The 13503-nt window shown below is 60.7% G+C and carries 13 protein-coding genes; 12 read left to right on the forward strand and 1 reads right to left on the reverse strand.

The window, feature by feature from the left end:
• The 9 genes from lptD to IH881_18185 all read left to right on the forward strand — a co-directional run.
• Positions 1 to 777, forward strand: a 777-nt coding sequence (gene lptD, locus IH881_18145; protein ID MCH7869620.1) for an LPS assembly protein LptD, incomplete at its 5' end; no start/stop codon positions are given.
• Positions 778 to 922: 145 nt separating this feature from the next.
• Positions 923 to 2410: an anthranilate synthase component I gene (gene trpE / locus IH881_18150; protein MCH7869621.1), complete on the forward strand. Its 1488-nt coding sequence runs from the start codon at positions 923 to 925 to the stop codon at positions 2408 to 2410.
• Between the two features lie 34 nt (positions 2411 to 2444).
• The gene (locus tag IH881_18155) at positions 2445 to 3056 is read left to right on the forward strand and encodes an aminodeoxychorismate/anthranilate synthase component II (GenBank protein MCH7869622.1); all 612 of its coding nucleotides are present in this window, start codon (positions 2445 to 2447) and stop codon (positions 3054 to 3056) included.
• Positions 3053 to 4111, forward strand: coding sequence for an anthranilate phosphoribosyltransferase (trpD, locus tag IH881_18160; protein ID MCH7869623.1), 1059 nt, complete (start codon positions 3053 to 3055; stop codon positions 4109 to 4111). The genes IH881_18155 and trpD overlap by 4 nt, the downstream gene beginning before the upstream one ends.
• A complete protein-coding gene (trpC, locus tag IH881_18165; GenBank protein ID MCH7869624.1) occupies positions 4108 to 4923 on the forward strand; it encodes an indole-3-glycerol phosphate synthase TrpC in 816 nt (271 codons plus the stop codon). Before trpD ends, trpC begins: the two co-directional genes overlap by 4 nt.
• Before the next feature lie 91 nt (positions 4924 to 5014).
• Positions 5015 to 5671 carry a phosphoribosylanthranilate isomerase gene (locus IH881_18170; GenBank protein MCH7869625.1) on the forward strand — a complete coding sequence of 219 codons (657 nt, stop codon included), beginning with the start codon at positions 5015 to 5017 and terminating at the stop codon, positions 5669 to 5671.
• Positions 5661 to 6866: a tryptophan synthase subunit beta gene (trpB, locus tag IH881_18175; GenBank protein MCH7869626.1), complete on the forward strand. Its 1206-nt coding sequence runs from the start codon at positions 5661 to 5663 to the stop codon at positions 6864 to 6866. Before IH881_18170 ends, trpB begins: the two co-directional genes overlap by 11 nt.
• Entirely contained in the window at positions 6866 to 7660 is a 795-nt protein-coding gene (locus IH881_18180) for a tryptophan synthase subunit alpha (protein ID MCH7869627.1), read from the forward strand. The genes trpB and IH881_18180 overlap by 1 nt, the downstream gene beginning before the upstream one ends.
• Before the next feature lie 98 nt (positions 7661 to 7758).
• Positions 7759 to 10248 carry an FAD-dependent oxidoreductase gene (locus tag IH881_18185; protein ID MCH7869628.1) on the forward strand — a complete coding sequence of 830 codons (2490 nt, stop codon included), beginning with the start codon at positions 7759 to 7761 and terminating at the stop codon, positions 10246 to 10248.
• A gap of 6 nt (positions 10249 to 10254) precedes the next feature.
• Here the strand turns inward: IH881_18185 and IH881_18190 are convergent, their stop codons facing one another.
• Positions 10255 to 10656 carry a GFA family protein gene (locus tag IH881_18190; protein ID MCH7869629.1) on the reverse strand — a complete coding sequence of 134 codons (402 nt, stop codon included), beginning with the start codon at positions 10654 to 10656 and terminating at the stop codon, positions 10255 to 10257.
• Between the two features lie 184 nt (positions 10657 to 10840).
• Here IH881_18190 and IH881_18195 point away from each other — a divergent pair, with 184 nt between their 5' ends.
• The 3 genes from IH881_18195 to IH881_18205 all read left to right on the forward strand — a co-directional run bounded on the left by IH881_18195 (position 10841) and on the right by IH881_18205 (position 13432).
• On the forward strand, positions 10841 to 12007 hold the full coding sequence (locus IH881_18195) for an MFS transporter (protein MCH7869630.1): 1167 nt from the start codon (positions 10841 to 10843) through the stop codon (positions 12005 to 12007).
• A 211-nt stretch (positions 12008 to 12218) separates the two neighbouring features.
• Positions 12219 to 13010, forward strand: a complete 792-nt coding sequence (locus IH881_18200; GenBank protein ID MCH7869631.1) for a sel1 repeat family protein — start codon at positions 12219 to 12221, stop codon at positions 13008 to 13010.
• Between the two features lie 260 nt (positions 13011 to 13270).
• Positions 13271 to 13432, forward strand: coding sequence for a PEP-CTERM sorting domain-containing protein (locus IH881_18205; GenBank protein MCH7869632.1), 162 nt, complete (start codon positions 13271 to 13273; stop codon positions 13430 to 13432).
• Positions 13433 to 13503 lie beyond the last annotated feature (71 nt).

A 13503-nucleotide genomic window follows, 5' to 3' on the forward strand; every position in this document is an offset into this window, starting at 1 on the left:
GGCGCCCCGTTGTTCGTTCCCGCGACCACGCTGCCCCAGCACCGCCTGCGCCAATTCGAACGCGATAATCTGCTGGCGGATCCCTCGGATCGAGTGAACAGTCGCAACACCTTCAGCTTTGGAATCGCCAACCGGTTGTATCGGCATGGACGGCTGCGAGGGACGCTCAACCTTGCGTTCGACCGCCACCTGGTGGGCAAGGGGACGACCTACAGCGTGACCGAGCGAGACGACGACTTCAGTCGCCTGGTGGTTGCGGGTGAAACCGCTGGTTTGTACCGGGTCAACAGTCGCTTTAATTTGACCTTCGATCCCAAGCGAGAGCGGGTCGAGGAGGGGCACTTCTCGCTGGCGGTGGTTCCCTGGTCCTGGGTCGTGCTCAGCGCCGGCTATCGCTACCGCGCGCCCATTCCGGCGAATACAGCGCGCTACTTCTCGCAGATCAACTCCGACGATCCCTGGGATCAATCGACGCCGGCGCTCAGCCAGATCAGACCGGGGATCACTTTAAATCTCGGATCGCGCTTGAAACTGAGATATTCCGCAAGTTATGACTTCGACGAAACGCATCTGCAGAGCCAGGTGGGGGCGTTCGAGTATCGCTCGAAGTGCAAATGCTGGGCGATCGGGTTGGACGTGCAGAACATCCGCAGGAGGGTCGGAGAGAAGATCAAGAACGAAATCTCCTTTCAGCTGCGCTACAGCCTGCTCGGCGCCGGCGACGACAGCCTGCGGGCCGGTGCTTTTGCGAACACCAGGAGCCGGAGGGACTTCTGAGCCGGGGCGATTCCGCGCCAGAATCGAGATGGTGTTTTCGAAGCGCCGTGTTTGTGCTTAAATTGGGTCTTCCTTGTCAGTTTTCGCCTTCTGCGGCGCGGGGGTATGAGCCCCGGCGCCAAGCTAGGTCATGAGAGAATCCGGCGTGATCCGCCCGTCCCTGGAAGAATTTGAGTCGCTTGCCGCGCGCGGGAATCTGATCCCCGTGGTACGCGAATTTCTCGCCGACCTGGACACCCCGCTTTCGCTTTTTCGCCGGATCGACGACGGCCGTACGAGCTTTTTGCTCGAATCCGTCGAAGGCGGTGAGAAGTGGGCCCGCTTCAGCTTCATGGGGACTGGGGCTCGCGCCGCCTTCCGGGCGCGGGGAAGTTCGGTCGAGTGGAGCGAGGGCGGGCAGACCACAACCCATGAAGTCGAAGGCGATCCCCTCGAGTTCTTGCGCGGCAAGCTGGCCGAACTCAAACACGTAGTCCACGACGATCTCGATCTCCCGCGTTTCATCGGCGGTGCGGTGGGCATGGTGGGATACGACTGGGTGCGGTTTGTCGAGAAGTTGCCCCAGTCGAATCCGAACGTGCTGGATACGCCCGACGTTTCATTCGTGTTTCCAGAGACGGTCGTGGTCTACGACAACGTGAAGCACACAGCGCTGGTTGTGCGCCACGTGCACTTGAAGGACGGAGACGACCCGAAGAAACGCTACGCCGAAACCGCAAAGGCGATCGACGCGACGGTTGCGGAATTGCGCGCGCCGTTCGAACAGCCCGCGGTGCCCCGCGCGGTCCAGCAGCCGATGGACGTCGTGCGCAACATGACGGAACAGGAGTTTCACGCGATCGTCGAACGCGCCAAGGAATACATCCTGGCCGGGGACATTTTCCAGGTGGTGCTGTCCCTGACCCTCGAGATGCCGCTTCAGGTAGAGGCGTTTGAAATCTATCGACAGCTGCGGCTCATCAACCCGAGCCCGTATCTCTACTTCGTGCGTCAAGAGGGCATGGTGTTGGTGGGATCTTCGCCCGAGATCCTGGTGCGCCTCGAGGGTCGACGCATCGACGTGCGTCCGATCGCGGGGACTCGCCGTCGCGGGCGGGACGCCGCCCACGATCTGGAGATGGAAGCCGAACTGCGAAGTGATCCCAAGGAAATCGCCGAACACGTGATGCTGGTCGATCTGGGGCGCAACGACGCCGGTCGTGTGGCCGAGATCGGGTCGGTCGAGGTAAATCAATACGCCGGGATCGAGCGCTATAGCCACGTCATGCACATCGTCTCCAATGTTCAGGCGCAGCTGCGCCGTGGACTCGATTGGCTCGACCTGCTGCGGGCGACGTTTCCGGCCGGCACGCTTTCGGGTGCACCCAAGGTGAGGGCGATGGAGATCATCGACGAACTCGAAAACGTTCAGCGCGGTCCCTACGGAGGCTGTGTCGGGTACATCGACTACTCGGGCAACATGGACATGGCGATCACCATCCGCACCCTGGTCGTAAAGGATGGCCGCATCACGCTACAGGCCGGAGCGGGAGTGGTGGCAGATTCGATACCGGCGCTCGAATACAAAGAATGTGACAACAAGGCGCAGGCGTTGATTACCGCGATCGATCTCGCCCGGGAGGGATACGATTGAGAGAGCCGGTGGCTCTCGCTTCGGATTGAACAGCATGCGAATTTTGATCATCGATAACTACGATTCCTTTACCTACAACCTGGTTCAGTACCTGGGCGAACTGGGCGCCGAAGTCGACGTGCAGCGCAACGACAGCGCTTCGGTGTCGAGCTTGCTGGACTCGGCGCCCCAGGGTCTGGTGATCTCTCCGGGGCCGGGTGTGCCCAAAAACGCGGGCATCTCGATCGAAGCCGTTCAGCGATTCGGCGATGCGGGGATCCCCGTGCTCGGGGTCTGCCTGGGGCATCAATCGATCGGCGAGGCGTACGGAGGCAAGACCGTTCGTGCCAGGACGATCATGCACGGCAAGACTTCGCAGATCGAACATCAATGCAGGGGCGTGTTTGCAGGATTGCCCCAGCCATTTGACGCGACCCGGTATCACTCCCTGGTGATCGAAGAAGCGAGCCTGCCCGCGGTCTTCGAGATTACGGCTCGCACGCAAGATGGTGAGATCATGGGCGTGCGCCACACCTCAAAGCCGGTCGAAGGGGTGCAGTTCCATCCCGAATCCATCCTTACCCTGGAAGGGAAAGCGCTGCTCACCAACTTTCTCGACCAATGCCGCTCGGCGACATCAGCTTCCGAGCAGGCTGAGTCCCAATGAAGAATCGTGAAGCCATACGTGAGGCGATAGACGTGGCTCTCGAAGGCCGGGAAGTCGGATCCGATCTGCTCGAAAGCGCCTTTGGAGAGATCATGGACGGCCGGGCCGAGCCGGCGCAGATTGCCGGATTGTTGGTGGCGCTGCGGGCCAAGGGCGAGACCGTTGCAGAAATTGTGGCTGCGGCGCGCGCCCTGCGCGCTCGGGCGAGCACCGCAACGACTGCGGTCGCCAACACCATCGACGTGTGCGGAACCGGGGGCAGTGGTCTCGATACTTTCAATATTTCGACGGCCGCCGCCTTCGTCGTCGCTGGCGCGGGGGTGCCCGTGGCCAAGCACGGCAACCGCGCAGCCACGAGTCGCAGCGGAAGCTTCGACGTTCTCGAGGCGTTGGGGGTGAGAATCGATCTCTCGATCGAAACTTGCGGCAAGATTCTCGCTGAGATCGGAATCGCCACCTTCTTTGCGCGCACGGCGCATCCCGCCTACCGCCATGTGGGTCCGGTGCGTCAACAACTGGGCGTTCGTACGTTGATGAACTGCCTGGGCCCGCTGCTCAATCCTGCAGGAGTTCGGCATCAGGTCGTCGGGGTGTATTCGGCCGGGTTGGTTGCGCCGCTTGCCCAGGCGCTTGCGGATCTCGGTGCCGAGCGCGCGCTGGTCGTTCACGGTAGTGACGGCCTCGACGAGATCACCACTACGGGTCCGACCCGCGCATGCTTTGCCACCCAGGGCGAGCTGGATTCATTCGAAATTCTCCCGACCGACTTCGGTATCGCCATCGCCGCAGCGAGCGATCTTCAGGGTGGGAGTCCGGAGGAGAACGCCGAGATCCTGCGCAATGTGTTGGCGGGAGAGGCGGGTGCGCAGCGGGATGTTGTCGCGATCAATGCCGGAGCTGCCATCTGGGTCGCTGGAGCAAGCTCGGATCTCGCAGGGGGGATCGATCGGGCGCGCGCGAGCATCGATTCGGGTGAGGCCCAGCAAAAGCTTGCCGCGTTGATTCGCGCGACGAACGACGCCGTCCATGAGAACACCGAAGGTGTCCCGGCATGACGATCTTGACGGAGATTCTCGCGCGCAAAGGCGTGGAAGTGGAGTCGGCCAAGGGACGGGTCTCCGCGGCGGAAATGCGTCGACGCGCGGAGGACACAACGGATTCGACGCGCGGTTTTCGCAACGCATTGATTCAGGCCGAAGTCCCAGCGGTGATTGCCGAGGTGAAGCACCGCTCGCCGAGTGCGGGCGAAATCCGGCCCGGCTTCGAACCGGTCGCCTGCGCTCGCGAATACGCTGCGAATGGCGCCAGCGCACTCTCGGTGCTGACCGACGAGCACTATTTTGGTGGACACCTCGATTTTCTCGCAAAGATTCGCAGTGAAGTCTCACTGCCTTTGCTGCGCAAGGATTTCATCATTGACGCCTATCAGGTGGATGAATCACGCGCGGCGGGTGCCGACGCCATATTGTTGATTGTCTCGGCGCTTACCGGAGAGTTGATGAGCGATTTGGCTGAACAAGCCCGAGCCCTGACGCTCGATGTGCTGGTCGAGATCCACGACGAAGCGGAACTCGACCGGGCCGTGGCGATCGAGGCCGATTTGATCGGCGTCAACAACCGCGATCTCGCGACGTTTACCACGGACCTCGCCGTGACGGAGCGCTTGGCGGGATGCCTTGCCGAGCGAGGTGACCCAGTCGGGGAGGGCAGTGTCGTTCTGGTGTCGGAGAGCGGAATTCGCACTCGCGCAGACATCGATCGCTTGCAACAGGCAGGTGCGCGCGCCTTCCTCGTGGGCGAGTCTCTCATGCGTCAGCCCGATCTCGGATCGGCCCTGCACGAGTTGCGGACGGGGAAAGCAAAATGATTCGTCGACACCTAAAGAGCCGAGACGACAAGCAAGATCAAGACAAGCGCAATTCAATCTACGTATTACGAAACAATGGAGGAAACTCGCAGTGAGCGGGAACGTTCGCATCAAGATCTGTGGCGTGACTGATCCAGAAGATGCACTGGCGGCGGTCAATGCCGGTGCGGATCTGATCGGAGTCAACTTCGTACAGGGTTCGCACCGATGTGTAGATATTCACATCGCGGAGTCCATCTGTGAAGCGGTCGCAGGTATGTCGGTCGAAAGAGTCGCGCTGTTTCGAGACGCGACTTGGGATGAAATTGAACACGTATTGCGAAGGGCTGAGTTCGATCGGGTTCAATTCCACGGCGACGAGACCGAGGAAGAGGTCGAAAGTGTCGATCTGCCGGTGATCAAGGCGATCCGCGGGGCAGATGTTTCAGCCGCAGAAACCTACCCCGGCACTCTGCTCCTGCTCGACCATCCGAGCGAAGGGGGTGGCAAGGGCAAGGTGTGGGATTGGAGCGAGGCCTCGGAGATCATCTCCCTGGGTTATGACGTGATTCTCGCCGGCGGGCTGACCCCCGACAACGTCGGCCAGGCGCTGAGAGACATCGGGGGCTTCATGCCCTGGGGCGTAGATGTCGCGACCGGAGTCGAGGTGGATGGCCGCAAGGATCCAGCGCTGATCGAGGCGTTCATCGCCGCGGTGCGAGCGGCGGAGGAAGAGGACCAGGTAGAGGATCTCCCGAGTGATCAGTGAGCCGGATGAGAACGGATTCTTTGGTGAATTCGGGGGCCGCTACGTGCCCGAGACCCTGGTCGCAGCGCTCGATGAGCTCACCGAAGCCTATCCGCGCATCAGTCAAAGTCCCGAATACAGCAAACAACTCGACGATCTGCTGACCCACTACGCGGGACGTCCGACGCCGTTGACCTTTGCCGCGCGCATGACCGAAGATCTGGGTGGCGCCAAGATTTATCTGAAGCGCGAGGATCTTGCCCACACCGGAGCCCACAAAATCAACAACGTGCTGGGCCAGGTGCTGCTCGCCAAATACATGGGCAAGCCCCGGGTGATCGCCGAAACAGGTGCGGGCCAACACGGTACCGCGACGGCCACGGCCTGTGCGCTGCTGGGCCTCGAGTGCGAGGTCTACATGGGGGCCGAGGACGTTCGACGCCAGGCCCTCAACGTGTTTCGCATGGAACTCCTGGGCGCCAAGGTTCACTCGGTGACGGCTGGCTCGATGACCCTCAAGGACGCGATCAACGAGGCGATGCGCGACTGGGTGACGAACATTCGCAATACCTATTACTGCATTGGATCGGTGATGGGTCCGCATCCCTATCCGTTGCTGGTGCGAAATTTTCAACGCGTGATCGGACTCGAAGCCCGGGCACAAATCCTGAAAGCCGAGGGGCGTTTGCCCGATGTAGTGATGGCGTGCGTGGGCGGGGGGTCGAACGCCATGGGGATCTTTCATCCGTTCATCGAAGACGACAGCGTGCGCTTGATCGGGGTCGAACCCGGGGGTGAGGGCATCGAGACTGGGCGCCACGGTGCCACGCTGACGGCCGGCCAGGTGGCGATTTTTCACGGCAAAAAGACCTATGTCCTCACCGACGACGACGGGCAGATTTTCCCCGCTCACTCGGTGTCGGCGGGTCTCGACTATCCCGGGGTGGGCCCGGAACACGCATTTTTGCGCGACAAGGGTCGCGCGACCTACGAAGTGGCCAACGACGACGAAGCCCTCGAAGCGTTTGGCTATCTCTCGCGCTGCGAGGGAATCATTCCCGCTCTCGAATCCGCTCACGCGATCGCCCACGCGCGCAAAGTCGCGCCGCAGATGGGACGAGACGAGATCTTGATCATCAATCTCTCGGGACGTGGTGACAAAGACGTAAGCGAGGTCCGCGATATTGCGCTCGCGGGCAAGGCGAAGATTCAATAATGGGACGTATCCGAGAACGCTTTGCCCAACTCGCCGAGCGAGGCGAGACCGCGCTGATCCCCTTCATCACGATCGGAGATCCCGACATCGAGACCAGCTATGCGCTGGTGCTGTCAATGGCGGAAGCCGGGGCAGACTTGATCGAACTCGGCGTGCCTTTCTCGGATCCGATCGCCGAGGGGCCGACGATCCAACGTTCGAGTGAACGCGCCCTGGCGAGTGGCACCAGTCTGAATGCAATTTTGGAACTGGTTTCGCGACTGCGCCCAAACCTCGAGATCCCCCTGGTTCTGATGGGCTATGCGAATCCCATTTTCGCGATGGGAGACGAACGGTTCCCAAAGCTCGCGGGAGAGGTGGGGGTCGACGGGATCATCGTTCCGGATCTTCCTCCCGAGGAAGGGGCGGATCTCTACGGTCGCTGCAACGACGTGGGCATCGATGGCATCTTGCTCGCGGCGCCGACCACGACTCCCGAGCGCCTGGCGATGCTTGCCGACCGCAGCCGGGGTTTTCTCTACTACGTCTCGCTCACCGGGGTCACCGGTGCGCGCAGCGAGATCGCGGCCGGTGTCGAAGACGGAGTCCGAGCGGCGCAACAATCGGGAAGCATCCCGGTCTGCGTGGGGTTTGGCATCTCGACCCCGGAACAGGCTGCGGAGGTCGCGGGCTATGCGGACGGCGTCGTCGTCGGGAGCGCCGTGATCAATCTCATTGAAGCCGCCAGCAGTCGGGATGGGGCGGTGGATTCGGTGGCCAAGTTCGTCGCAGAACTCAAGGCCCCTCTGCGGTGAGTTTTCGCTAGAGGGTTGCGACTTGGGTCGCGCTTCGCGTGATTGCTGCGCAAACAATTTGACATGATCTGAAGTTGGACAACAGGATGGAAATCGTTATGGCTAGTGGAGCGAATGCGGGAAATGCTGATCAAGGGAGTGCGGATCTTCCCACTCATGCGAGAGTGACGATCATCGGCGGCGGCGTGATCGGTTGTAATGTCGCCTATCACCTGGCGAAGCGCGGCTGGACCGACGTGGTCTTGCTCGAAAAGCACAAGCTGACGTCGGGCAGCACCTGGCATGCCGCGGGGTTGGTGGTGACGTCCGGCTTTACTTCCGAGACCTCGGTTGAACTCGCCAAATACACTCTCGATCTCTACTCCCGCCTGGAGGCAGAGACGGGGTACGCAACGGGCTTCAACCCGATCGGCCTGTTGCAGATCGCCGCCAACGAAGATGTGTTGACGGATCTGCGTCGAAAGGCCTCCTTCAACAGATATATGGGCATCGCCTCAAAAGAACTCTCTCCCGCAGAGGTCAAAGAGATGTGGCCCCTGGCCAAAACCGACGATGTGCTGGCCGGCTTTCTGACAGAGGGTGATGGGCGTGCGAATCCCGTCGATGTGACCATCTCGCTGGCCAAGGGCGCCAAGGCCGCGGGCGTAACGATCATCGAAGACGTCGAGGTTACGGGCATCACCCAGGAAAACGGCAGCGTGACCGGGGTGCTGACGGATCGAGGTCCCATTGTTTCCGAATACGTCGTCAACTGCGCGGGGATGTGGGGGCGTGAGATCGGCGAGATGGCGGGGGTCAACGTGCCGCTGCAGTCGGCCGAGCACTATTACGTGCTGCTGGACGGCGTAGAAGTCGATCGCAGTTGGCCGGTTCTGGAAGATCCTTCGGTTTACGGGTATTTCCGCGAAGAGGGTTCGGGGCTCATGGTCGGGATCTTCGAAACGGTGTCCGCGCCCTGGGCGCTGGACGGAATTCCCAAGCCGTGTGAATTCAAGGTGCTCGAGCCCGACATGGATCGCATGATGCCCTATTTGCAAAACGCGCTCGAGCGGATTCCCGCTTACCAGGACGCCAAACTGCGCGACTTCTTCTGCGGTCCCGAGAGTTTCTCTCCCGATCTTTCACCGATCGTGGGTGAGGCGCCGGAGCTGCGCAATTTCTTCGTGGCGGCAGGTCTCAATTCTCTCGGCATCCTCACCGGGGGTGGCATCGGGCGACTGGTCGCGAATTGGATCGTGGACGGTCTGCCCGACATGGACGTCTGCGAACTCAACATCGATCGCTTCCAACGTTTCCAGTCGAACCGCGCCTTCCGCAGAGATCGCACCGTCGAAATCGTGGGCGAGATGTACAAGATCCACTTTCCCGGCAAGCCCGCCGACAGCGCGCGCAACGCCAAGTGTCATGTGCTGCACGAAAGACTCGGAGCCGCCGGCGCCTTCTGCGTGCCGTCGGCAGGTTGGGAGATCCCCGATTGGTACGCGCCCGAAGGCGTTGCCGCCGAAGTCGAGGAATACGGTTGGGGTCGGCCCAGTTTTCAGGACTACGCGGCCGAGGAGCACCGGGCTTGCCGCGAGGATGTCATCTTGATGGAGATGTCATTCATGTCGAAGTTCTTCGTGCAGGGGAGGGATGCGCTTCGGGAACTCAATCACATCTCTTGCAACGACATCGATGTCCCGCCGGGCCGCATCGTCTATACCCAGTGGACGAATGAACGCGGCGGGATCGAAGCGGATCTGACCGTTACGCGCATGCGCGAGAACGAGTTCATGGTCGTCTGCTCCGACACCATGCATCGCCATGTCGAGACCTGGATGCGGCGTCACTTCGATCCCGAGGCCCACGTCAGCATTACCGACGTGACTTCGGGGAGCGCGATGCTCACCATTCAGGGGCCCAAGTCCCGGGCGCTGCTCGCAAAGCTCACCCCCGATTCAATGGCGAATGAGGATTTCCCCTACCTCCACGCAAAGGAGATCGAAATCGATTATGCGCGGGTCTATGCGATTCGCATCACCTACCTGGGCGAGCTGGGATGGGAACTCTACATCCCGACCGAATACGCCGTGGCGGTCTACGACCGCATCGTCGAGGTGGGCGCCGAGTTCGGACTTCGCCACGCGGGTCTTCAAGCGCTGACGAGTTTGCGGCTCGAAAAGGCCTACCGGGATTATGGACACGACATCGACAACATGGATACACCCATGGATGTCGGCCTGGGCTTTGCGGTGAAGCTCGACAAGCCGGGTGGTTTCATCGGACGGGATGTTCTCGCAAAGCAAAAAGAAGCGGGGGTGGGAAAGCGCCGCCTGTTGCTGTTTCAGTTGGTCGACCCCGAGCCTCAGCTCTTCCACATGGAAGTGATCTGGCGCAACGAAAAGCGGGTGGGATACATCCGCGTGGGCGGCTATGGGCACACGCTCGGGGCGGCGATCGGCCTCGGCATGATCGAGGCCGAAGAGCCCGTGAAGAAGAGCTACATCGAATCCGGGAAATGGGAGATCGAAATCGATGGCAAACGTTTCGCTGCGAACGCATCGGTCCGGACCCAATACGATCCCCAGATGAAGCGGATCAAGGCATGAGGTTTGCTATTCGGAAGGCCAGCCCTCATGCTGAGGCAGATCATCAGTGATTTCGTACCAGGGAGCTTTCGAACCTGCGAATTGATGTAAGCCCGGCGGGAGCTTTACATCGCCGTCGACAGTGCCCAGAGTGATGTAGAGCATGTCGACCGTCGTCTTGAAGTCCACGAGGATCGACGATCCGCAATTTCCACAGAAGATGCTGTCTGATCTGTCTGAATACGAATAGATCTTCAGATGATCCTCACCCGAAAGATATTTGAATTGATCGCGGGAGACTTCTCCCCAACTCGCGAATGCAGCCCCGTGGAGCCGCCTGCAGATTGAACAATGGCAGTGACAATATTCGTGGATCTCGCCTCCGACCTCGTACCGCACCGCGCCGCACTCACATCTACCCGTAATCATCGCAAAACCTCCTCGGTCGAAATTTCGGTGAATACACCGAAACGGAAAGAGTGTGGAAGCGAGAATAGTAGATACAGATCGACGCCGGATCGAATGTTCCTCGCAATCTGCCCCCGATAACTGCTAGATGTACTGCCCCCCAAGTCGAAGCTATTGGCTGCGCAGCGCGCACGAGGAATTTCCGTTGGACGAAGCGCTCCTGTCCCCGACCGATCGGCGCCAAAACCTCATCGCCGTGACCGCATCCATGGCGGCAACCGCGCTCATTTACGGGTTGAGTGTGCCGCTGCTTTCTCTCATCCTGGCGGACCGCGGCGCAGGCGGCACCCTCATCGGATCCCAGACGGCGGTTCAGTCCGGGGCGATTCTTCTGATCTCTCCGTTCGTTCCGCGCTACATGAGCAAGATGGGTCCCGCGGTCCTCATGCTCGGCGGGATTCTGGTTTCCCTCGTCGCCTTTCTCCTGCTCGCAGTCTTTCCGAGCATCCTTGCGTGGTACGTGCTGCGTTTCATCATGGGTGCTGCAGCGGCTGTATTGTGGGTGTGCGGCGAAACATGGATCAACCAGATCACTGAAGACTCCATGCGCGGGCGGATCGTCGCGCTCTACGGCATGGCCATATCAGCGGGCTTCGCCCTCGGACCCGCGGTGCTTTCAGTGACGGGCACGCGTGGACTCACTCCGTTCATCGTTTCGGGTGCCATCATGCTGCTATCCGCGTTGCCGGTGCTCACAGTTCTCAATAAATCGCCGCGTCTAGACGGCGAGCGCATGGGGCCTCTGCACAGATACTTCCGGCTCGCCCCCGTGGCCATGTTGTTGTGCGCGTTGTTCGCGGCCGCCGATGGAATGCTGATTTCCTTTCTTCCGCTCTACGGCAAGGACGTTGGGCTGAGCGAAGCGGGCGCTCTCTACCTCATTACGTTCTACGGCATCGGAGGGATCGTCGGCCAGATCCCGATCGGCTGGCTCGCCGATCACATGGACCGCATGTTGCTCGCCACGATTTGCACCTTTTTCATCGTCGTGACGTCCCTGGCGATGCCATTCGCAATCTCGCTTCAGGGGTGGAACATGGTCTACATGCTCGTCATCGGCGCCTTCTTGGCCGGTGTCTACACCATCGGGCTCGTCATCATCGGGGAGCAATTCAAAGGCGCGGATCTGGCCGCCGCGAGTGCGGTGTTTGGCTTCTTCTTTGGGGTGGGGACGATGGTCGGGCCGCAACTCGGCGGCATTGCCTACGATCAGTTCCCGCCCCACGGAATCCCGCTCGTCCTGGCGGTCCTCGCGGCGATACTTCTCCCGTTTCCAGCGGCGGCCTGGCTTCGACGTCGCGCGAGTCGCTAGTGGCTCGCCGCAAATGTCGCGTTTTCGTTCAATCGAGGCCTTGTATTGTTGAGGCTTGTTGAACACCCAACATCTACGAACATTTACGTTGTCCGACCCAGCCCAAAGGCACTATGTTTTGTGTACTCGGGTAGCTGCGTTGTTGCTCGTAGACCCCATATTTCCTGCTGCTCCCTCGCCCGAACCATCTTGGTAAGAGGAGGGCGCGTTCATGGCGATTCAAGCAATCTCCATCATCGTCGCGGGCTTCTTCCTGGTTTTCGGGTCGGCCTGCGCAACGGATTACATCTCTCTCGCCTCGAGTAGTGTCGAGGACAACCAGTACGAGGCCGCGATCGAGTTCCTGACCGAGGGCGCAAGTAAGGGCGACCCGCGTTGCGACTACTATCTCGCAGTCCTGATGCTGTCAGGGGAAATCGAAGGCGAGCGCGATTCGCAGGCCGCTAGCGTTTGGTTGCGCACTGCGGCAGATGCAGGGATCCCCGACGCCCAACTCGATCTCGGTCGACTCTATGAGTTTGGAGATGGAGTGGACAGAGACCTGGCGAAAGCGGCCGCGCTGTATCGCAAGGCCGCAGATGCAGGGTTGCCCGCAGGTCAAGCACAGCTAGGTGCGCTCTACGCAGTGGGTAAAGGAGTCGAGCAGGACACGGCGATGGCCACAGACTTGTATCGGAAGGCTGCCAAGAGTGGTGACCCATTGGGGCAGGCGGCACTTGGCGTGGCGAGCTTTCACGGAATCGGAGTGCCGAAGAACCTGATCGACGGATACATGTGGACCAAGCTCGCGGCCAAGCAAGGGAATCCAGAGGCGAATTCGATTCTTCGCGTGATTGTTGCGGAGATGACCCCGAGCGAGTTGAAAAAAGCCCGGTACATGGTCTCGAAGTATTCCGCCAAGTCGTTCAAGACCGTGCAATATCGGACCAAGGCCGGGATCGATGTCGCAGCAGACGCGCCACCGCGCCGCCGCCGCAGTGGAGGGCGTGGACTCACTCAGTGAATCCAACATCATCCGCCCCATTCCAACTCGCGAAGTTGGGGGGATAGGCTCGGCCCAGAACGTAGATCCACCCTCTCAGCCTTGCCGATGAGGCGCATCCCAGCCAGTAGCGGGTGCGGAAATCTCGATCTGCGTGCTTTCCATTGTTGCTGTGGCTCCGGTGGCGGCGACGGCACAGGCCAGACGTCGAATCAGGTGTCCGATGTGATGTCGGGCAATGCATCTTCACTCAACTATTCACTCCTCGACGGCAGCAGCCCGTGAGTCGAGAATTCGCACTCGCGGCGATCAGTTCTGACTCCGGCTTCGGAATCGCCAGAACGGGCTCATGGGAATTCACAATGGTGCCCGAGCCGAGCACGGGCCTGCTGGTTCTGCTTGGGTTGACTGGATTGGCCGGGAGCCGGCGCAGTCGCCGTTAGTCGGGCCGAATTCCACGGGCCGGCACGGTCGTGATCTCGTCGCATCCCTGAAAGGGAATCCCGTCAAGAGT

It is taken from the genome of Myxococcales bacterium (assembly GCA_022563535.1).
Lineage (GTDB): Bacteria > Myxococcota_A > UBA9160 > UBA9160 > UBA4427 > DUBZ01.